Annotated in this window: 17 protein-coding genes and 1 pseudogene; 9 read left to right on the top strand and 9 right to left on the bottom strand. The window is 62.5% G+C overall.

From position 1 onward, the window contains the following. Positions 1–114: 114 nt before the first annotated feature. The 5 genes from A4A58_RS21105 to A4A58_RS21085 all read right to left on the bottom strand — a co-directional run bounded on the left by A4A58_RS21105 (position 115) and on the right by A4A58_RS21085 (position 5,412). Positions 115–1,038, bottom strand: a complete 924-nt coding sequence (locus A4A58_RS21105) for an NAD(P)-dependent oxidoreductase (RefSeq protein WP_068735768.1) — start codon at positions 1,036–1,038, stop codon at positions 115–117. 5 nt (positions 1,039–1,043) lie between these two features. After that, positions 1,044–2,030, bottom strand: a complete 987-nt coding sequence (locus A4A58_RS21100) for a tripartite tricarboxylate transporter substrate binding protein (RefSeq protein WP_244499823.1) — start codon at positions 2,028–2,030, stop codon at positions 1,044–1,046. Positions 2,031–2,091: 61 nt separating this feature from the next. Continuing rightward, a complete protein-coding gene (locus A4A58_RS21095) occupies positions 2,092–2,898 on the bottom strand; it encodes a transporter substrate-binding domain-containing protein (protein ID WP_068736282.1) in 807 nt (268 codons plus the stop codon). A gap of 10 nt (positions 2,899–2,908) precedes the next feature. Continuing rightward, entirely contained in the window at positions 2,909–4,453 is a 1,545-nt protein-coding gene (locus A4A58_RS21090; protein WP_068735764.1) for an acyl-CoA synthetase, read from the bottom strand. Between the two features lie 149 nt (positions 4,454–4,602). Then, on the bottom strand, positions 4,603–5,412 hold the full coding sequence (locus tag A4A58_RS21085) for a crotonase/enoyl-CoA hydratase family protein (RefSeq protein ID WP_068735761.1): 810 nt from the start codon (positions 5,410–5,412) through the stop codon (positions 4,603–4,605). A gap of 112 nt (positions 5,413–5,524) precedes the next feature. Between A4A58_RS21085 and A4A58_RS21080 the strand changes: the two genes are divergently transcribed. Then, positions 5,525–6,397: an SDR family oxidoreductase gene (locus A4A58_RS21080; protein WP_068735759.1), complete on the top strand. Its 873-nt coding sequence runs from the start codon at positions 5,525–5,527 to the stop codon at positions 6,395–6,397. 219 nt (positions 6,398–6,616) lie between these two features. On the opposite strand, the gene A4A58_RS21075 is transcribed toward A4A58_RS21080, so the two are convergent. Next, positions 6,617–6,913, bottom strand: a complete 297-nt coding sequence (locus A4A58_RS21075) for a hypothetical protein (protein ID WP_139069897.1) — start codon at positions 6,911–6,913, stop codon at positions 6,617–6,619. A 242-nt stretch (positions 6,914–7,155) separates the two neighbouring features. Between A4A58_RS21075 and A4A58_RS21070 the strand changes: the two genes are divergently transcribed. From A4A58_RS21070 to A4A58_RS21055, 4 genes and pseudogenes are all read left to right on the top strand, one after another. After that, positions 7,156–7,968: an AraC family transcriptional regulator gene (locus tag A4A58_RS21070; RefSeq protein WP_068735755.1), complete on the top strand. Its 813-nt coding sequence runs from the start codon at positions 7,156–7,158 to the stop codon at positions 7,966–7,968. A 140-nt stretch (positions 7,969–8,108) separates the two neighbouring features. After that, positions 8,109–9,688: pseudogene (locus A4A58_RS21065) on the top strand (fatty acid--CoA ligase). Positions 9,689–9,901: 213 nt separating this feature from the next. Continuing rightward, positions 9,902–11,434 carry an SUMF1/EgtB/PvdO family nonheme iron enzyme gene (locus A4A58_RS21060; protein WP_068735753.1) on the top strand — a complete coding sequence of 511 codons (1,533 nt, stop codon included), beginning with the start codon at positions 9,902–9,904 and terminating at the stop codon, positions 11,432–11,434. A 26-nt stretch (positions 11,435–11,460) separates the two neighbouring features. Further along, complete coding sequence (locus A4A58_RS21055) at positions 11,461–11,886, top strand: DUF4399 domain-containing protein (RefSeq protein WP_068735751.1); 426 nt, start codon at positions 11,461–11,463, stop codon at positions 11,884–11,886. Between the two features lie 101 nt (positions 11,887–11,987). Here A4A58_RS21055 and A4A58_RS21050 read toward each other — a convergent pair whose 3' ends face one another. Then, complete coding sequence (locus A4A58_RS21050) at positions 11,988–12,476, bottom strand: phasin family protein (protein ID WP_068736280.1); 489 nt, start codon at positions 12,474–12,476, stop codon at positions 11,988–11,990. 491 nt (positions 12,477–12,967) lie between these two features. Between A4A58_RS21050 and A4A58_RS21045 the strand changes: the two genes are divergently transcribed. From A4A58_RS21045 to A4A58_RS21030, 4 genes are all read left to right on the top strand, one after another. Continuing rightward, positions 12,968–14,509, top strand: a complete 1,542-nt coding sequence (locus A4A58_RS21045; protein ID WP_068735749.1) for a WS/DGAT/MGAT family O-acyltransferase — start codon at positions 12,968–12,970, stop codon at positions 14,507–14,509. A 9-nt stretch (positions 14,510–14,518) separates the two neighbouring features. Continuing rightward, a complete protein-coding gene (locus A4A58_RS21040; protein ID WP_068735747.1) occupies positions 14,519–15,514 on the top strand; it encodes an alpha/beta fold hydrolase in 996 nt (331 codons plus the stop codon). A gap of 129 nt (positions 15,515–15,643) precedes the next feature. Beyond that, positions 15,644–18,877 carry a bifunctional cytochrome P450/NADPH--P450 reductase gene (locus tag A4A58_RS21035; protein ID WP_068736278.1) on the top strand — a complete coding sequence of 1,078 codons (3,234 nt, stop codon included), beginning with the start codon at positions 15,644–15,646 and terminating at the stop codon, positions 18,875–18,877. Between the two features lie 166 nt (positions 18,878–19,043). Beyond that, on the top strand, positions 19,044–20,021 hold the full coding sequence (locus A4A58_RS21030; protein WP_068736276.1) for an alpha/beta hydrolase: 978 nt from the start codon (positions 19,044–19,046) through the stop codon (positions 20,019–20,021). An 8-nt stretch (positions 20,022–20,029) separates the two neighbouring features. On the opposite strand, the gene A4A58_RS21025 is transcribed toward A4A58_RS21030, so the two are convergent. Both A4A58_RS21025 and A4A58_RS21020 read right to left on the bottom strand, forming a co-directional pair. Then, on the bottom strand, positions 20,030–20,281 hold the full coding sequence (locus tag A4A58_RS21025) for a DUF6489 family protein (RefSeq protein ID WP_068735746.1): 252 nt from the start codon (positions 20,279–20,281) through the stop codon (positions 20,030–20,032). Between the two features lie 116 nt (positions 20,282–20,397). After that, a complete protein-coding gene (locus A4A58_RS21020) occupies positions 20,398–21,651 on the bottom strand; it encodes an NAD(P)/FAD-dependent oxidoreductase (protein ID WP_068735744.1) in 1,254 nt (417 codons plus the stop codon). Positions 21,652–21,781: the final 130 nt, after the last annotated feature.

The raw sequence follows: 21,781 nt of genomic DNA, 5'->3' as shown, positions 1-21,781 counted from the left end.
CATTTGGTCGCAACTCATGCTGCGACGCAAGACGAAGTTGTGTGGCGATGTAATCCACAGGCCCCTCAGTTGTCGTCCCCGCGCAGGCGGGGACGACAACATAAATCGCGGAACTCACCCCTTCGGCTTCACCTTCGCCAGAATCCGATCCGCCTCTGTCCGCCAGTCGGCGTTGCGCGCGAAACCCGCCTCGCCCTTGGTGCCGAACAGGCCATCATCGGCGAGATCCGCGACCCAGCCCTGACGCTCGGCCGTGCCTTCGGCCGACCATGGCGTGAGCCCGATCTCGCGCACGGTCTCGGCGACCTCGCGGACTTCCTCGCTGCGGCGGCGGCCGTGTTCGATGACGCGCTGGAAGAAATAGGCGCCTTGCTTCTCCCAATCGATGCTCGGGAACGTCTCGACCAGCGAGGCAATCACCGCGTCCTCGACACCATAGGCGCGCGCGGTGGTGAAGCTCTCGATCACCATGGCCTCAAGGCCCTTGATCATGATACTGCGGCACATCTTGGTGGCCGAGGCGACGCCAAGCCTGTCGCTGGCGACTTTCGCATCGAAGCCGATGGCATTGAGCAGCGGCGCGAAATCACGCGCGCCGGTGCCGCCGAGCAGCAGCGGCACCTTGATGCGATACGGGGGAATCGAAGTCATGACCGCGCCCTCGACATAGCGCCCGCCGGCGCCATCGATCAGCGCGGCCGCACGTTGCTTCGCGCCGGGAGATGCCGAGTTGAAATCGAGAAACCATGCCTGCGGCTTCAGACCAGGCACGCAGGCCTGCGCCGCTGGCACCGTCTGGCTCGCGGTCACCGCACAGACGATGAAATCCGCGCGTGACGCGAGATCGGCATGCGAGGATGCGAGCGTGACACCATGGGTCTCGGCATGGTCCCGCAACGTCCCGGCATCTTTGCCGTCGAATTTGAGATCATAGGCGCTGACGCGGAGATCCTGCTTGCGCAGGTCTTCCGCGAGAATGCGCCCAACTTCGCCATAGCCGATCAGGCCGCAGTGCCACTGGTTCGAACGTTCAGTCATGCTTCTTACTGGACCTTGATGTTTGCCGCCTTCAGCACTGGCCCCCATTTGTCCGCTTCGGCATGCATGAATTTGTCGAACTCGGCCGGCGAGGAACCAACCGGCGTGGCATCGATCTTCTTCAGCGCCGCCAGCACCACCGGATCCTTCAACGCCGTCACCAGATCCGCATGGATCTTGGCGACGACATCGGCCGGCATGCCGGCGGGCCCGAGGAAGCCCCACCACACCGCCGTATCGTAACCGGCGACGCCAGATTCGGCGACGGTCGGCACATTGGGCAGCGCCGCCGAGCGCGTCGCCGTCGTCACGGCCATGGCACGCACCGCGCCGCCTTCGAGCTGTCCGACGATCTCGGGCAGCGGATTGATGCTCATGGGAATGTCGCCGGCAATCACGGCCGTGAGTGCCGGCGCACCGCCCTTGTAGGGGATCGAGACGATCTTGGTGCCAGCCATATGGTTCAGCAATTCGCCGGCGAGATGCGCCGAGGTGCCATTGCCGGACATGCCGTAGGACAGCGAGTCCGGCTTCGCTTTCGCCTGCGCCAGCAGCTCCTGCAGGTTCTTCGCCGGATTGTCCTTCGACACCACGATGGCCAGTGGCGAATAGGCGACTTCGCTGATCGCGGTGAAATCCTTGAACGTGTCGTAGGGCAGCTTCGGATAGAAGAACTGATTGAGCGGATGGCCCGATGCGACGAGGATCAGCGTGTAGCCATCGGGCGGTGACTTCGCGAGGGCCTGCGAGGCGATGATGCCACCGGCGCCCGGACGGTTGTCCACCACAGGCTGCTGGCCCCAGGTCTTCGAAAGCGACTGCGCAAAGGTCCGCGCCAGCACGTCAACGGCGCCGCCGGCCGCATAGGGCACCAGGATCGTCACCTGCTTGCTGGGAAACGTCTGGGCGTACAGCGCCGGGCTGGTGAAAGACAGCAGCACAGCCGCCGTGGCGATGGCCAGTTTCATGGGCGCAGGCAAAGACACAGGCATGGATGGTCGTCCCTCTTGTTAATATCGCGCAACAATATCGTGTCGTTGCTGCTTGATATAGCTACTTGGCTGTGGTCGCAGCGCGCAGTCCGGATCGTGCGATGGCCGCATCGACCAGTCCCTGCGCCTTCACATCCTCGGTGAATTTGCGGACAAATGCCATCCCCTCGTCGCGCCCCTTGGGGATCGCGATGGCGTGCCGCTCGACGCCCCAGCGACCGTCGAGCACTTTCGCCCCCGGCGCCTGTTCGGCGAGTTCAAACAGTGTCGCCTTGTTGGTGGCGAACACATCGATGCTGCCGGCGGCCAGCATCCCGGGCGCGAGTCTGATGGCCGGCACGCGGACGACCTCGGCATTCTTCAAATCGCGTGACAGCACCGCATCGGACGAACTGCCGGCGGTGACGCCGACATGAACGCCTTTGACATCGACATCATCAGACCCAGTAACCTTGGAGTCTTTCGCGACGAGATAGCCGAGATCGCTTTCCAGATAGGCCGGGCCGAAATCCATGTCCCTGGCGCGGGAGGCCGATGCATTGGTGAAGGCCGCGTCGACTGCGCCTGTCTTCACCGCCTCGAGAACCTCGGCATTCTTCGAAAAAACCACCGGCTCATAAGGCACGCCCAATTGGCGCGCGAGCTCCTTGCCGAGATCGTAGCCGACGCCGCGAGGGCCTTCGGATTGAGATTCCAGAATGGATGTCGGCGTGCCCGGATAGAGGCCGACACGCAGCTTGCCGGATGGTGCGAGGATCTGCTTCGGCTCGAGATCGACCGCTGTCGCGGGGCCGGCAAACGCCGCAATCACGAGAGTGATCGCCGCGATCTGCGCGGCAAGTTTGTTTCCAATCATTGCCGCACGCATCATCGTCCTCCTAGATGGTCCGTCCCGCTTTTGCCCAATAGGGATCGCGCAGCCGGCGCTTGAAGATCTTGCCGGAGTCTTCGCGCGGCAGATTTTTCTGGATTTCCATCTGCTTCGGCACCTTGTAGTCGGCCAGCGCCTTCTTGAGGTCCGCGCGCACCGTCGTAAGGTCGAGCACCACACCCGGCTGCGGCTCGATCACGGCCATCAGGGACTCGCCGAACTCCTCGTCGGGTATACCGAACACGGCGCAGTCATGCACGCCGGGCACGGCATGCAGTGCGGCTTCGATTTCGGCGGGATAGATGTTGACGCCGCCGGAGATCACCATGTCGCGCTTGCGGTCGCAGATGAAGACATAACCGTCGGCATCGAGATAGCCGACATCGCCCGAGGTGATGAAACCGTCGCGGTCGATCTCGGCGCGCTTCTCCGGCTTGTTGTGATAGGTGAAGTCCGGGTTGCCGGCGATGCGCGAATAAATCTCGCCAATCTCGCCCTGAGGCAGGATCTGGCCGTCATCGCCGAGGAAACGCAGTTCGGCGCCGGGGGCGATCTTGCCGACGGTGCCGGGCTTCTTCAGCGCGTCTTCGGAATTCGCGAAGGTCACCGCACCGGATTCGGTCGATCCGTAGAATTCGTAGATCACCGGCCCCCACCAGTCGATCATCGCTGTCTTGACGTCGGCCGGGCACGGCGCGGCAGCGTGGATGATGTGGCGCAGCGACGACATGTCGTATTTCTTGCGCACGTCCTCCGGCAGCTTCATCAGACGGATGAACATGGTCGGCACCATGAAAATCGTGTCGATCTTCTCGTCCTGCACCACGCGCAGGAATTCTTCGGGATCGAAGCGCGGCATCAGCACCAGCGCGCCGCCGAGGCGCCCGGCACGCAGGGCGAAGGCATTCGGCGCCGAGTGATAGAGCGGTCCGGGCAACAAAGCGCGTGCTCCGGGCTTGAGGCCATAGACGCGTGCACGCATCTGGTCGGCTGACGCCGCCTGCTCCGGTGTCGGCGCGAAACGGCGCACCCCCTTCGGATGGCCGGTGGTGCCCGATGTGTAGATCATGTTGTGCGGCTGCGGCAGCGCGGGGCCGTCATAGGGCGCCTGCTCCTTGAGCCAGCTTTCCAGATCGATCGCACCATCCGGCGTGCCGAGCCGTGCGGGATCGACCTTGTAATTGGCGACGATCTCCGGGGGTGTCGGCACGCTCAGCGATACGATGCCCTGCGGAATCGCATCGCGGAGCTGATGCAGCATGTCGGCATGGGCGATCAGCACGTTGCTGCCGGAATCCTTGATGACATAGGTGATCTCTTCCGGCTTGAAGTGCCAGTTCACCGGCACGCCGTAAGCGCCGAGCTGCGCCACCGCATAGGCGGCTTCGAGAAACGCGATGTCGTTGCGCATCAGGATGCTGACGCTGTCACCCTGCTTGACGCCAAGCCGCGACAGGCCGCCGGCGATGCGGCTCGCGCGTTCGGTCAATTCGGCAAAGCCGCGACGGCGATCGCCTGACATGACGCCTTGAAAGAGGGAGTTTGTCGACATGGATACGTTTCCGGATTTTTGTTTTTGATTTCAGTCGCAACGATGAAGAACCCTCATGGTGAGGAGGCGCCTTGCGCCGTCTCGCACCATCAGCTGATGTGCTCCGTCGCCATCCTTCGAGACGGTGCCAAAGTGGCGCCTTGTGGCTGCTAGTCCACAAAATTCGGCGCGCGCTTCTCGATATTCGCGCGCACGGCTTCGGTCTGGTTCGGTCCACCCATCAGCTTCATCTGCTCGACGGATTCGGCGAGCAGCGCCCGGCCGGGATCGATAGCGAGATTGTTGAGCATGCGCTTGGCGGCGCGGATCGCATCTGGGCTCTTGCCGGCGATCTCGCGCGCCGTCTCGAGCGCCGCTGCGCGCGGATCGTCGCAGATGCGCGTGGCGAGGCCGTAGCTCAGCGCTTCCTGCGCCGAGAAGATGCGGCCGGTGTAAGTGAGGTCGCGCAGGATATCATCACGCACGAGGCTGGCGAGGATCGGCGTGCCGGCCATGTCAGGCACGAGACCCCATTTGATTTCCATGACTGACATTCGCGTGTCCGGCGCGAGAAACCGCATGTCGGCACCGAGTGCCACCTGAAAACCACCGCCGAAGGCGACGCCATGCACAGCGGCAATCACCGGCACCGGCAATTGACGCCAGCCCCACACTGCCTGCTGGGAGTGATTGCAAAGACCGTGAGTGCGCAGCGCGAGGTCGCGCTTCTGACCGCCGCCGATACCGTCGCCGCCATTGTCGTTCATCGCGGCGAATCGTCCCATGTCGAGGCCGGCGCAGAACGCCCGGCCCTCGCCGGACAGCACCACCGCGCGCAGTCCCTTCTCGCGGCTGAGGCGCTCGGCAGTATCGACCAATGCCGCGAACATCGCCGCATCCAGCGCATTCATCTTGTCCGCGCGGACCAGCCGAACATCGGCAACGCCGTCCGTCATGGACACAGAGATGCGGTCTTCCATGGGAGGTTTCCTTCCTAGACTTGTTTTTCTTCCCGCTTTACACGCAAGCGGTATAGGGTTTAGTCAATCAACTAATTAACCCGTCCGCATCCTCTTAAAGCAGGACCCTCCCATGTTCAATCAGCAGCTCCTCGCAGGCCGAAAAATCCTCGTCACCGGCGGTGGCACAGGCCTGGGCAAATCGATGGCGGCGAAATTTCTCGAGCTCGGCGCCGAAGTGCATATCTGTAGTCGCCGCAAGGCTGTATGCGACGAGACCGCAACCGAGCTGATGGCGGAATTTGGCGGCAAGGTCTCCAGTCACGGCGTCGACATCCGCGACGCCGCGGCGGTCGATGCGATGATCGAAGGCATCTGGGCCGACGGTCCCCTCACCGACCTGATCAACAATGCCGCCGGAAATTTCATCTCGCGGACGCAGGACCTGTCAGCGCGCGGCTTCGACGCGGTCGCCAACACGGTGATGCACGGCACGTTCTACATGACCCATGCGGTCGGCCGGCGCTGGATCGCCGACAAGGTGCCGGGCAACGTGGTCTCGATCACCGTGACCTGGGTACGCAACGGCAGCCCCTATGTGGTGCCCTCCGCCATGAGCAAATCGGCGATCCATGCCATGACCATGTCGCTGGCCACCGAATGGGGCCGCTACGGCATCCGCCTCAACACCATCGCGCCCGGCGAGATTCCCACCGAAGGCATGAGCAAGCGCATCAAGCCCGGTGACGAGGCCGGTGCGCGCACCAAGGCGCTCAACCCAATGGGCCGCGTCGGCAAGATGGAAGAACTGCAGAACCTCGCGGTGTTCCTGATCTCCGGCGGCTGCGACTGGATCAGTGGCGAGACCATCGCCATGGACGGCGCACAGGCGCTCGCCATGGGCGGCAACTTCTATCAGCTTCGCGACTGGTCAGACGCCGAATGGATCCAGGCGCGCGACAGCATCAAGGCGCAGAACGAAAAGGACAAGGCGCAGCGGGGCTGATCTGCGTCACGTCGCTTCGCACGCCACAGCCCGACCTCATCCCCGTTTGAACGCAATTGCGTTCAAGCGGAGATGAGGCGCCAGTTGGCGCCGTCTCGAAGGACGAATGGAGTTCACCAGCTCATGGTTCGAGATGCGCGCCAGATGGCGCGCTCCTCACCATGAGGACTGAGTGTGAGACTTGCCGCGCGCCACGCCGCAAAGCCTTGTCTCATTTTTTCAGCCACGCGCCTGCTCCAGCAGTTTCCGCGCAACAAGAAACGCGTCTGCTTCGCAGGCGACGACTTTCGCCGCAATCCCGAATGCCTTTGCAGCCATCGCCGATTGCGCCTCGCGCAGCACGCGGATGACCGTATCCGGCTCGATCGCGATCACGGCGAGACACACGCCAGCCAAAGCCTGTTTGTTGCGCTTGAGCCAGAGCGCCCTCGCCTTTCGATCTTCGTGGGATTCATCGTGCTCACCCGCTTCGAAGATGATCACGAACGGTTCCCCTCGTTCGAGCAGGTCGTCCATTTCGATCTCCCACTGTGCAGGGCTGCGCACATGCATGGCGTCATGGCGCAACCACACGAATGGAAAAGCGGCAATGTCATGAATGAGAAAGGCACGGCTATCGAGGCTCATTGTTTGATCTCCAGATTGCATCGATTTGACCGCCGATGATCTAGACCACGACGCCTCGGGCCGTTAACGGTACTCGGACGATAAATACTGCAAACCGGCCACCTTAGAGGGGCTCTTGATGCGCCAGCGCCATGACATCTTTCACCGAACGCAGTGATGGTCCCGCCGCTGTGGCTGTCTGGGGCAGCGACGAGCCCGGCGATGAATTCCGGTTTGGCACGCGCGAACTCGACTGGCACCATCACCTGCGCGGTCAACTGTTCTGCATCGAAAGCGGATTGATCCGGGTTCACACCAAATACGGTTCATGGCTGCTGCCGCCGCAGCGTATCGGATGGCTGCCGCCCCGCCTCGAGCACAAGGTAACCATGAGCGGCGTGCTCAGCGGATGGGGCGTGTTGCTAACGCCTGCTGCAAGCAGGGCACTCCCCGATCAGCCATGCGTGATGGGCGGTAGTGAATTGCTGCGAGCTCTGGTGAGACGCGCCGCCGGCTGGACCAGCGCCAACCGACTGACCTCAGAACAGGGGCGCGTCGTCGCTGTTTTACTCGACGAGATTCGACATGCGCAGCGGGAAGCGCTGCATCTCCCCATGCCCACCGACCTCAGGGCATTGCGGATCGCCAACACGCTTATCAAACGACCGGACGATGCGCGGACACTGCAGGAACTGGCTGAGGCTGCCGGCCTCTCAGAGCGAACGGCACGCCGCATATTCGCCGCCGAAACCGGCATGAGCTTTATGCAGTGGCGGCAGCAGGCGCGCCTGACGCTGGCTCTAGAACGTCTCGCCGGCAATGAGCCCGTGGCGGACGTCGCCGAAGCACTCGGCTATGCCACGCCCAGCAACTTCATCGCGATGTTTCGTCGCGCCTTCGGCGAGCCGCCCGCGCGTTATTTTGCCAAACAACGCAGGACACCAGCTCGACCTGATCTGGACTAAACGATTTCATCAGATCAGCCAAATTGCTCCGCACGGCGCGTCGCCGCTCACCGCAGTGCAAAATCTTTCTCATCTTGTCAGCACAACCGGACACCCTCACACTCTCCGTAACTAAAAAATAATCGGAGGGAGGGAGACACATGTCCGTTGCGGAAGCGGCCACGCTGGCCGATGTCATTCGCGTGCAAGCAAAGGCGCGCGGCGATTCAATTGCGCTGGTGTTCGAAGGCCGCGACACCAGCTACAAATCACTCGATAGCAACGCCAACCGTGTCGCGAACGGGCTGATCGCGCTCGGCGTCAAGCCAAACGAACGCATTGCCTATCTCGGCAAGAACAGCGACCTCTTCATCGAGCTTCTCATCGGTGCCGTGAAGGCCAAGGTCGTCACCGCACCGGTGAACTGGCGCCTCGCCGCGCCGGAGATCGCCTTCATTGTCGACGACGCCAAGGCAGGCATTCTGTTCGTCGGCCCGGAATTCGTTGACCTCGTGCGCAGCCTGCAACCGCAGTTGCCAAGCGTGCGCGTCGTGATGACCATGGAAGGCGGCGCACCGGAGTGGCAGGACTTTGCCGCCTGGCGCGACGCGCAAAGCGACAGCGATCCGAACATCGCTACGACCAGGGACGACGTCGCGATCCAGCTCTATACGTCGGGCACCACAGGAAAACCAAAAGGCGCGATGCTGTCGCATCAGAATTTCCTGTCGCTGCTGCGCATCGGCGGGACCGACGCAAACCCGGACTGGAATGTCTGGACCGCCGACGACGTCTCGCTGGTGGCGATGCCGGTATTTCATATCGGCGGCGTCGGCTGGACGGTGTTCGGCCTCTATCACGGCGCGCCAAGAGCGTGATCGCGCGGGAGTTCGATCCCAACAAGGTGCTCGATTTCTTCCGCGACTATGGCATCAGCAAACTGTTCCTGGTGCCGGCGGCAATGCAGTTCATCGTGCGGCAGCCGCGTGCGCGCGAGATGGATTTCAGCAAGCTGCGTTACATCTTGTACGGCGCATCGCCGATCCCCGCCGCCCTGCTCAAGGAATGCATCAGCGTGTTCGGCTGCGGCTTCGTGCAGATGTACGGGATGACTGAGACCACCGGTACCATCGTGGTGCTGGCGCCTGAGGATCACGTCGAGGGCCGCGACTGCATGCGCTCCGCCGGCAAGGCGCTGCCGGGGATCGAGATCGCCATTCTCGATGCCGACGGCAAGCCGCTGCCAACAGGTGAAGTCGGCGAGATCGCGACGCGCTCGGCGTCCAATATGGTCGGCTACTGGAACCTGCCGGACGCCACCGCGCGCACGCTGGGTCGCGACAACTGGCTGCGCACCGGGGATGCCGGCTATCTCGACGGCGACGGCTTCCTCTACATCCACGACCGCATCAAGGACATGATCATCTCCGGCGGCGAGAACATCTATCCCGCCGAAGTGGAGAGCGCGATCTGCGATCATCCGGATGTGGCGGAGGTCGCCGTCATCGGCATTCCCGACGATACCTGGGGCGAAGCAGTGAAGGCCGTGGTGGTGGTGAAGCCCGGCAAGGAGCTCAGCGCAACCGACCTGATGAAGTTCACGCGCGAGCGCATCGCGGGATTCAAGGCGCCGAAGACGATCGACTTCATCGCAGCATTGCCACGCAATGCCTCGGGCAAGATCCTGCGACGACAGTTGCGCGATCCGTATTGGGTCGGGAAAGAGCGGCAGGTGAATTGAGAACTTGTTCTGCTGCCGCCGCATTCTACCGGCGCCGGGTATATCGATACAGCGAATGCGAGGGACTTCGTCATCTCGCTACCGCGCTGCTCGTCCGGAATCATCCGATTAGCGTTTTCAGCTAATTGTCTGACGGAGACGTTGAGCGTAGCGTCATGACGGCCGGCCGAACGGCTAGTGAACCTCGTGTATCAGTTGTAGAGGCGCGAAGTCATGCGCAGCGAGATTCGTGACATCAGTTCAGGCAGGGGGAAGGACCCCGCCACCCCGCGCGTCGGAACGCCGCGTCGCCTTGCGGCGATCGTTGTGGGGGACATCTGCGGATATAGCCGCCTCATGGAACTCGACGAGGAAGAAACGCATGCGCGCGTCAAGCGCATCGAGCGTGACCTCATCGAGCCGAGCATTACCGAGCATGACGGCAAACTCGTCAAAAGGACTGGCGATGGGTTCATTGCGATATTCGACAGTCCGGTCGAAGCCGTTCGATGCGGCATCGTCATCCAGCAAAGCATGATCGGGCGCAACGCTGCGCTGCCAAAGAGTTCCTGGATCGAATATCGCATTGGCGTCAATCTGGGAGACGTGATCATCGAGCCCAATGATGTCTTCGGCGATGGCGTCAATATCGCCGCGCGCCTCGAGGGGATTGCCGACCCGGGCCAGGTGTACATCTCGGGCGGCATCTATGAGCAGATCAAGCACAAGCTCGTCTGCGGTTATGAGTCGCTTGGAGATCGCAAGATCAAGAACATTACCGACCCGGTGCGCGTTTACCGGGTGCTTCCTGATCCCGCGGCCTTCAACAAGGCGCGGAAGCGGCGTGAACATGTTCTGATCGTTTCGTTTTGCGCCATCCTGCTGGCTCTCGCAGGCGCCGGCGTCTGGTACATGAGGGCTTACCCGCGCGGTGAAATCGGCAATCAGGCGTCAGCTCCCGCGGCGCCTCCGCAAGAGACAGGGAATGCAGGCACCCGATCAGCGCCCGTGCCCGCCGCCAAGCAAGCCCGGCCTGAACCTGCTCCGGTGGTGACGCCTGCCCCGCCCCCACCGCCAGCACCACCAAAGCCGGTCATAGAGCCCGTCATGGTCCCGCTCCCCGGCGGGACCTTCGCGATGGGCAGCAATGACGACATATCGGAAAAGCCGATACACCAGGTCACGATCAAGCCCTTCGCGATCAGCAAGTATCCGGTCTCGGTTCGGGAATGGAACGCGTGCGCTGCTGCGAATGCATGCCCGTTTCTGGTGACTGGGCGGGACGACATTCCGGTCACGGATGTGAGCTGGACCGATGCCAAGCAGTTTGTCGCATGGCTCGCGAAGGAAACGCAGAAAGCCTTCCGGCTCCCGAGCGAGGCTGAATGGGAGTATGCCGCGCGTGGCGGCACACAAACGAAATACTGGTGGGGCGATCAGCTGCAGCCCGGCATGGCCAATTGCAAGAACTGCACGGACGCCGCCGCCGAACAGCCGCTCAAGCTCGGCAGTCTGAAACCAAATCCATTTGGACTCTACGATATGGGTGGCGGCGTCAATCAATGGACAGAGGATTGCTGGCACAAGAACTATCAGGGTGCCCCGCAGAACGGCGCGCCATGGGTCGAGAACGACTGCGTCTCGCACGTCATTCGATCCGGCTCCTGGAAAAACGATGCGCGTTACGTCCGACCCGCAAGCCGCGATGGCTACGACACCAATGTACGATATCCGACCCACGGCTTCCGGATTGCCATGTCGTCCTGAGACCGCCCCAAAGGAAAGGATCCGTCATGAGGATCACCGGGCTCATCGTGTTGTCCGCCATGCTGTCAACGACGCCCCTTGCAGTCCATGCGCAAGGAAAGTCCGCTCCGAAAGACGCGGTTCTCTATTTCGTGTGGCCACAGGACAAAGCGGTGATCAAGGGCGGGTTCTGGTGTCGTTTCGGTTTGCGGAACATGGGCGTCACTCATGCAGGCGATAATTTCCAGAACAGCGGCCATCATCATTTGCTGATCGATGTGAATGACCCGCTCGATCCCAAGGAACCGATCCCGCAGGACAAGTCGCATCTCCATTTCGGAGCGGGCCAGACCGAAGCACGCATCGAATTGCCCCCCGGCAAACATACGCTCCAGCTCGTGCTGGGAGACGGCGCTCATTATCCCTTCAACCCGCCCATCGTCTCGAACAAGATCACCGTGACAATCAAGTGAGCGTGCTTCCGACGCCGGGACGTGCGGCCTGCTCTGCCAGAACAACAAAAAGGCCCGCTTGCGCGGGCCTTTCGAATTCATGTGGCTTGATCGCGTGTAGATCAGGCGCTCTTGGCGAACGACGTCGCCTTCGAGAAGTTGTCCTGCGCGCTCTTGGCGCCTTCCGACACGAGCTTGCCGAGATATTCGGTCGACGCCTTGGCGCGCGAGCTCAAAACTTCGCCATGGGCACGCACGAGATCGGTCTGCACCTGGAAGGCTTCGGTCAGCGATTTCGCCGAAGCGAGCTTGTCGATGCCAGCGAAGAACGACTGGACGTCGGCATAGAACGCGTCCTGAACGTTGCGGCTGATCTTGGTCGCCTCGGAGACCGAGTTCGACACGGCGGTTTCGATGGCGGAGGTCACCTTCTCGGAATTGGCCTGGAAGTCGGCGGCCTTGTCCTTGGCAGTGCCGGCAGCGCGCTTGACGAAGTCACGGGTCGCTTCGGGCACTTCCATGTTCTGCAGCTTGGTGAACGCCTCGGTGACGGGCGCGAAAGCCTGCTTGACGTTGTTCAGCACGGAATTGGTTTCGGTTTCGATCGTCATGTTCGTCTCCATCCTCGGGTTGGGCCGCCTCTGCAAAGCTCATGCTTGCACTCAGGCTCGGCTCACCCCGTCCCGCCGTTGTGGGCCCGGGGTGCAACTTCTATGACATAGTAAATAATGCACTGCAACATCGATGGTGCATCGCAACATCACAAACCCGTGATATGCCCGGTAATCAGGCGGCGCCTGATGCATTAACGGGCTACCGCCAGAGATCTGAAACAGGAGAGTAACCGACGTGTTGATTTAGCTTTATAATTTAGCATTTCGAGCCGCGGTTTCTTCGGATATCCAACTGGGCAAGGCAAATGGCACCTGCCCTTTAAGTCGGCAAACCGACCTCCCAACGCCTCGACGACCCCAGCCTTAAGTCGTGGGCCTGGCCGGTGTCCGGCCTCGCCTTTGCCATTGCATATTCGCCCCGCGCGCAGGCACACTCATCGGTAGAGCGCCGCAAAGGCGTCGGTGACCATGCGAGGGAGGGACGTATCATGGCGGAAGCCAGCAGGAAGCTGTCCTCAATGGACGCGTCGTTTCTGTATCTGGAAACGCCGGAGATGCCGATGCATGTCGGCAGCATGGCGATCTTTCGCCTGCCCGAGGATTACAAGGGCGACTTCTTCGAGGACTTCAAGGCGATGATCGCCTCGCGCCTGCATGTGGCGCCAATCCTCAAGGCCCGACTGGAAAAGGCCCCGCTAGATATCGACCATCCCTCCTGGGTCGAGGACGACCAGTTCGACATCGACCGTCACATCTTCCGCGGCAGCCTGCCCGCGCCCCATGACCGTCCCACGCTGGAGCGCATCGTCGGCTGGATGCATGCCAAGCTGCTGAACCGCGCCCGGCCGCTGTGGGAGTTCTATGTTTTCGAGGGCATGAAGGACAACGAGATCGGCCTGTATTCGAAGATGCACCATGCCTGCATCGACGGCGGCGCCGGCGCGGCCCTCACCAGCATGATCTATGACGTGACGCCGATCCCGCGCGAGATCGAGAAGCCGGAAGTGCGCGCCAAGCAGCGTCAGGAGCCGCGCGATATCGCAGCGAGCTTCATCGACTCTTACCAGCAGCTCTGGCGTCAGCCGCTGGAGAATTCCGGAAAAGGCATCGAACTGCCGCGCTCCGGCAAGAGCGATATCGGCTCGATCCTGTTCGACAACGCCATGTTCCAGATCGAGAGTGCGGTGAAATTCGCCGGCTCGATCCCGACTATGGTGAAGAGCGCGTCCGACGTGATGGCCAAAATCGCCGATCCGAAATCGCGCGACAGTCTCAACAGCATGCTGTCGCCGCCGACGCTGCTCAACAAAACCATCTCCTCGGAGCGCAGCTTTGCCGGCGTGTCGGTGCCGCTGTCGGCGGCCAAGGCAGTGGCGAAGCAGGCAGGCGGCAAGCTCAACGACGTTGTGCTGGCGCTCTCATCAGGCGTGGTCCGGCGCTACCTCAAGGAAAAAGGCGCCCTGCCCGCCAAGTCGCTGACTGCCGCAGTGCCGATCTCGCTGCGTGAGGAAGGCAACACCGATTCCAACAATCAGGTGTTTGGCATGATCTGCTCGATCGCCAGCAATATCGAGGACCCGAAGGAACGGCTGGAAGCGATCATCGCGCAATCGACGAAGTCCAAGGAGATGTCGCATCCGCTGCGCGCATTGATGCCGCAGGTCTCCAACATCTCCATGCTGGGCGCACCGATCATGGTGCAGATCCTGGCGCTGCTCTACAGCCGCACCAACCTCTCCGACGTGTTGCCGCCGGCGGCCAACATCACGGTGTCCAACGTGCCCGGTCCGCGGCAGACACTCTATGCGGCCGGCGCCGAGCTGCTGCACATCTTCCCGGTCTCCATCGCCACCCATGGGCTGGCGCTGAACATCACCGTGCAGAGTTATCGCGACCAGCTCGATTTCGGCTTCATTGCCGGCGCCAACATCATCCCGCATGTGCAGGTGCTCGCCGACATGATGCCGGACGAATTCGCGCTGCTGCAGGCGGCGTTTGCGCCGCCCGACGTTCTCAAGACCGCCAGCTAGGGAATAACCATGATTGAAATGCCCCCGTTGCAGTTCGCCAAGCTGAATGGCATTCGCATGGGATATTACGATGCCGGCCCCATGAGCGACGCGCCGCCTGTGGTGCTGTGCCATGGCTGGCCGGAAATGGCGTTCTCCTGGCGGCATCAGATCAAGGCACTGGCTGCCGCCGGCATCCGCGTCATCGCGCCGGACCAGCGCGGTTATGGCGCGACGTCGCGCCCCGACGCCGTCGAGGATTACAGTATCGAACATCTCACCGGCGATCTCGTCGCATTGCTCGATCATCTCAAGATCGACAAGGCGATCTTCGTCGGCCACGACTGGGGCGGCTTCATCGTCTGGCAGATGCCGCTGCGGCATCGCGATCGCGTCGCCGGCGTGGTCGGCGTGAATACGCCGCACACCGATCGCGCACCGGTCGATCCGTTGCAGATCTATAAAAAGCGCTTCGGCGAGACGATGTATATCGTCCAGTTTCAGGATCCCGCGCACGAGCCGGATCGCATCTTCGGCGAGAATGTCGACAAGGCCTTCGACTTCTTCATGCGCAAGCCGATGCCGCGCAAGCACGCCAATGTTGGCGAAGCGCCGGTCGGCGGCATCGGCGCGTCGTCAAAGACCAATCTGGCGTTTCCGCAGATGGTCGCTGCTTACGATCCCGGGAAGGACCCGCGCCAGAAGATTCTCTCCGACGAGGAAAAGAAGATCTTCGTCGACGCGTTCAAGGAATCCGGCTTCACCGGCGGCATCAACTGGTATCGCAACATGAGCGCCAACTGGGCGCGCGCCGAAGGGCTCGATCACACCGTGCGCGTGCCCTCGCTGATGATCATGGCAGAGAACGACGCGGTGCTGCCGCCCTCCTCCGCCGACGGCATGGAGAACATCATCCCCGATCTGGAGAAATATCTGGTGAAGGACAGCGGTCACTGGACCCAGCAGGAAAAGCCCGACGAGGTCAGCCAGGTGCTGATCGACTGGCGGCGGAGACGGTTTGGGTAAGAATGAAACCTTTCAACGTCATTGCGAGCGCAGCGAAGCAATCCAGAAAGCAACAAAGAAAGACTGGATTGCTTCGCTGCGCTCGCAATGACGAAAGAGACGAAGCGACAGCGGGGAGAAGACGACCACATGCCATCCACCAATAAACTCGCCCCGATCCCGCATCCGCCCAAGAAGCCGGTGGTGGGCAATATGCTGTCGCTGGACGCCAATGCGCCGGTGCAGGATCTGGCGCGGCTGGCCAAGGAGCTTGGGCCGATCTTCTGGCTGGACATGATGGGCTCGCCCATCGTGATCGTCGGCGGCCACGATCTCGTGGACGAGCTCAGCGACGAGAAGCGTTTCGACAAGGCGGTGCGCGGCGCGCTACGCCGGGTGCGTGCCGTCGGCGGCGACGGACTGTTCACGGCGGACACGAAGGAGCCGAACTGGACCAAGGCGCACAACATCCTGCTGCAGCCGTTCGGCAACCGCGCGATGCAGTCCTATCACCCGAGCATGGTGGATATCGCCGAGCAGCTGGTGAAGAAGTGGGAACGCCTCAACACCGACGAGGAGATCGACGTCGTCCATGACATGACGGCGCTGACGCTGGACACGATTGGCCTGTGCGGTTTCGACTATCGCTTCAACTCGTTCTACCGCAGCGACTACCACCCCTTCGTGGAATCACTGGTGCGCTCGCTCGAAACCATCATGATGACCCGCGGCCTGCCGCTGGAAAGTCTGTGGATGCAGAAGCGCCGCCGCGATCTCGCCGGCGACGTCGCCTTCATGAACTCCATGGTCGACGAGATCATTGCCGAGCGCCGCAAGAATGCTGAGGCGACCGAGGCCAAGAAGGACATGCTCGGCGCCATGATGACCGGCGTCGACCGCGCCACCGGCGAACAGCTCGACGACGTCAATATCCGCTATCAGATCAACACTTTCCTGATCGCCGGCCACGAGACCACGTCGGGTCTGCTGTCATGCGCGATCTACGCGATGCTGAAGCATCCGGAGGTGCTGAAGAAGGCCTATGAGGAAGTCGACCGCGTCTTCGGCCCCGATCTGAATGCCAAGCCGACCTATCAGCAGGTCACGCAGCTTCATTACATCACGCAGATCCTCAAGGAGTCGCTGCGGCTGTGGCCGCCGGCACCGGCCTATGGCATCGCGCCGGTACAGGACGAGACCATCGGCGGCGGCAAATACAAGCTGCGCAAGGGCACCTTCGTTACCATCCTGGTGCTGGCGCTACATCGCGATCCCTCGGTCTGGGGACCCAATCCCGACGCGTTCGATCCCGAGAATTTCTCGAAGGAGGCCGAAGCGGCACGGCCGATCAACGCCTGGAAACCGTTCGGCAACGGCCAGCGCGCCTGTATCGGCCGCGGCTTCGCCATGCATGAAGCGGCGCTGGCGCTCGGCATGATCCTGCAGCGGTTCAAGATGACCGACCACAAACGCTACCAGATGGTGCTGAAGGAAACGCTGACCATCAAACCCGACGGTTTCAAGATCAAGGTGCGCCCGCGCCACGATCACGAGCGCGGCGCCTATGCCGGCCGCACAAACGTGGCCACCTCGGCTGCCGCGCCACTCGCGCCAGTTGCCACGGGTCGCGCGCGGCCCAGCCACAACACACCGCTGCTGGTGCTGTATGGCTCCAATCTCGGCACCGCCGAGGAACTGGCGACACGCGTCGCCGATCTCGCCGAGGTCAATGGCTTTGCGACCAAGCTCGCAGCGCTGGATGACTTTGTCGGCAAACTGCCGACCGAGGGCGGCGTGCTGATCTTCTGCGCGTCCTACAACGGCGCGGCGCCGGACAATGCGACGCAATTCGTCAACTGGCTCGGTACTGACCTGCCGAAGGACGCCTTTGCCAAGGTGCGCTACGCCGTGTTCGGCTGCGGCAACAGCGACTGGCTCGCCACCTATCAGTCGATCCCGCGTTACATCGACGACAAGCTGCGCGAACATGGTGCGACCAACGCCTATGTGCGCGGTGAAGGCGATGCGCGCGACGATCTCGACGGCCAGTTCGAGGACTGGTTTGCGAAACTGCGTCCACTCGCGGTGAAGGAATTCGGCCTCGACACCGGCTTCGAGCGCAGCGCCGACGATGCACCGCTCTATCAGATCGAACCTGTCGCGCCGAGCGCGGTGAACACCGTCGTCGCCCTCGGCGGCGTGGTCCCGATGAAGGTGCTGGGCAACAGGGAATTGCAGAACGGCGCGTCGGATCGCTCGACACGTCATATCGAGATCGAATTGCCCGCGGGAACGAGCTACCGGGTCGGCGACCACCTCAGCGTGGTGCCGCGCAACGATCCCGCTTTGGTCGACGCCGTCGCGCGCCGGTTCGGCTTCCTGCCGGACGACCAGATCCGGCTGCAGGTCGCGACGGGCCGCCGTGCACAATTGCCGGTCGGCGATATCGTCTCTGTCGGCCGATTGCTGACGGAGCTCGTCGAGCTGCAGCAGGTCGCCACCCGCAAGCAGATCCAGATCATGGCGGAGAACACCCGCTGCCCGATGACCAGGCCGAAACTGCTCGGTTATGTCGGCGACGATCCCGCCGCAAGCGAGCGCTATCGCAGTGACATCCTCGCCAAACGCAAATCGGTGTTCGACCTCCTCGAAGAACATCCGGCCTGCGAATTGCCGTTCCACACCTATCTGGAAATGCTGTCGCTGCTGGCGCCGCGCTATTACTCGATCTCATCGTCGCCGCAAGGCGAGACGTCACGCTGCAGCGTCACCACAGCCGTCGTTCAAGGCCCGGCGCATTCGGGCCGCGGGATCTATCGAGGCGTCTGCTCCAACTATCTCAGCGGCCGCCGTACCGGCGACACCGTGCATGCGATCGTACGCGAGACCAAGGCCGGCTTCCGCCTGCCCGCCGATCCCCTTGTGCCGCTCATCATGGTCGGACCGGGAACAGGTCTCGCGCCGTTCCGCGGCTTCCTGCAGGAACGCGCCGCGCTCAAGGCGCAAGGTGCTACGCTAGGCCCCGCGCTGCTGTTCTTCGGCTGCCGCCATCCCGATCAGGACTTTCTCTATGCCGAGGAGCTGAAGGGTTTCGCCGCCGATGGTATCTGTGAACTACACACCGCCTTCTCGCGGGGCGATGCACCGAAGACCTATGTGCAGCACCTCATCACCCAGCATAAGGACTGCGTCTGGGATCTGATCCAGCAGGGCGCCATTACTTATGTCTGCGGCGACGGCGGCAAGATGGAGCCGGACGTCAAGGCGGCGCTGATGATGATCCAGCGCGAGCGCAACGGCGGCGATGACGCTGCGGCGCTGGCCTGGATCGACGACCTCGGCACACGCAATCGCTATGTGCTCGACGTCTGGGCCGGGAGCTAGCGAGAGGCTGATACCAGTTCCATTGTCACAATCGTTGTCACAAAAGCCCGCGCGCACTGTCACAATTGCCATACGCGCAATCTCTCATTAATCGCTGCGACGATTTGTTTGGCGCATGACGCGGTTGTCACTTTTTCGCAGAGACTTTCCGTGTCATATGTTTGACATGAGCCCACGTTCCGCCCGATCCCCCGAACCGATTGATGTCCCGTACGAGCCGCCACAGCTGGCGCGCGCGAACGGCATCGATATCTGTTTCGACATCTTCGGCTATTCGGACGCGGAACCGATGGTGATGATCATGGGCCTCGGCGCCCAGATGATTCACTGGGACGACGACTTCTGCCGCGAATTGGCCAGCAATGGCTTTCGCGTGATCCGCTTCGACAACCGCGACATCGGCCTGTCCTCCAAGATGGCCGGCGGCAAGCCGTTCACTCTGTACGAACTGGCCAAGCTGCGTTTTCTCGGTACGCCCGTCTCCGCCCCCTACAAGCTGAGCGACATGGCGACCGATGTGGTGGCCCTGCTCGACGTGCTGCGCATCCGCTCCGCACATGTGGTCGGCGCATCGATGGGCGGCATGATCGCGCAGGAAATGGCGATCACCTATCCGGAGCGCCTGCGCTCGCTGACCTCGATCATGTCGACCACCGGCAATCCGCGCCTGCCGCAGCCGAGCCGCGCGGTGTCACTGCTGCTGCTGAAGCCGCAGCCGACCGGCTATGAGGCGTTCCTCGAACGCTTCAAGCAGACCTGGCTGTTCCTGCGCGTTGGCAGCTTCCCCGACGACGAAGCCAGGGATATCGACCGCGCCGAGCGGACCTATGCGCGCGGCCTGAGCCCGGCCGGCGTCGGCCGGCAACTCCGCGCCATCCTCGCTTCGGGCAGCCGTAAAGAGCGTCTCGCCACGGTCACCACGCCAACGCTGGTGATCCACGGCAAGATCGATCCCCTCGTGCATCCGGCCGCCGGCCGCGACACGGCCGCGTCGATTCCCGGCGCCAAGCTGATGATGGTCGACCGGATGGGCCACGCTCTGCCGATCTCGATGTGGTCCCTGGTGATCGACGCCATCTCCCGGCACGCGCATGGGGCGAAGCTGCAGCAGCCGCTACAGGTCAACGCGCGCCGCGCGGGCTGAGCCCGCGTCTACTTCTTGTCCTTCGGCTTCACACCGAGGCCCGCCATGTTGGCGAACATTTCCTGAAAGCGCTCGCCCATCTTCGGATCGAACGAGAACCAGCTCTGCATGATCGACTCCGGCGAGAACTTGTCGATGTTGTCCATCATCTTTTTCTGCATCTGATCCATCATCGCCGACTGCATCGGCTGCACATCAGGCAGCCCCAGGAATTCGCGCGCCTCGAGCGGCGTGCAGTCCACGGTGACGATCACTTTCATTATCAGCTCCTGAGGCAAACCGGCCGCTCACGCGAACATGGCGGCGCAGCGGCAGTATCGCCGCTGACGCCTGCCCGATGCAAGCGATGTGACATCTACATTGCAGTTGCGAGATGTCAGCCGAAGCGTTCGGCTGCGAAGGCCTTGGGATCGGTGAACGGCGTGACGCCCGTCACCATGTCCGCGACCAGACGGCCGGTCACCGGCCCGAGCGTGAAGCCATGATGCTGGTGGCCGAAATCGAACCACAGGCCCTTGTGGCGTGGCGCCTTGCCGATCACCGGCAGCATGTCCGGCAGGCATGGCCGCGCGCCCATCCAGGGCTTCGCCTCGACGGGATTGCCGAGCCGGAAGGTCTGCCGTGCGATCGGCAGCGCCCGCTCGATCTGCGCCGGCGTCGGCGGCGCATCGCGGAGCGCGAATTCGGCGCCGGTGGTCAGCCGGATGCCGCGATTCATCGGCGCCAGCAGATAGCCGCGATCGGCATCGAGCACCGGATGGCGCAGCACCGCATTGCCGGATGGCGCCAGATGGATGTGATAGCCGCGCTTGCTCTTGAGCGGGATGTTGTAGCCGAGCGGCCGAAACACCTGATCCGACCATGGCCCGAGTGCGACCACGACATCGCGCGCGACCAGCGCCCCATTCGGCCCGGCCACGCGCCAGTTGCGATCGCTCTGCTCCAGCGTCCGCGCATCGGCGGCGATGAAGCGCCCGCCTTTGCGGATGAACAGTGCGGCATAGGCTTTTGCGAGGCCGCCGGGATCGGGCACGAAGCCCGGCGACGTCCAATGGATCGCACCGGCAAAATCGGTGGACAGGTTCGGCTCCTGCTCCGCAATGGCGGCGGCGTCCAGAACGTCGCCCGGCACGCCATAGGCGCGATGGCGTTCGAGATCCGCGATGCCTTTCGCAAGGGTCGACTCGGAGCGAAACGCGTTGATCCATCCCATCCGGCGCAGAAGCTCCGGCACGCCGGCCTCCGCGATCAGCGCCTCGTGCTCGGTCAGGCTGCGCTGGATCAGCGGCAGCGCCGCCATCGCACTGCGGAGCGCTCCCTCAGGCGACGAGTTCAGGAAATATCTGACGATCCATGGCAGCATGCCGGGCAGCGCGTTGAGATGATAGTGCACCTCGGGCGCGCGGTTCAGCGCATATTTAAACAGCTTGGTGAGGTCGCGCGGCAGCATATAGGGAAACACCGAACAGCACTGGATCAGCCCGGCATTGCCATAGCTGGTTTCCTCGCCGGCCTTCTCATGCCGGTCGACCAGCACCACATTGCGGCCGCGCGCCTGCAGATGCAGCGCCGCCGACACACCGACCATACCTGCGCCAAGCACAAGCACATCAGCCTTGAGTTCCGCCATTCCTGCTCCGAAATCTTGCCGTTCTGGCGGTCGTATTAGCGCTGTGTCGTGACCGAATGATGCACGCGCGCAATGCGTGGAATTGCTTATACCCGCCCCTAGCAAGGATTGCGCCAGCTGCTTCATTGTG

This window comes from Tardiphaga robiniae (assembly GCF_001618955.1).
Classification (GTDB): domain Bacteria; phylum Pseudomonadota; class Alphaproteobacteria; order Rhizobiales; family Xanthobacteraceae; genus Tardiphaga; species Tardiphaga robiniae_A.
This window is presented reverse-complemented; position numbering and strand designations above follow the sequence as displayed.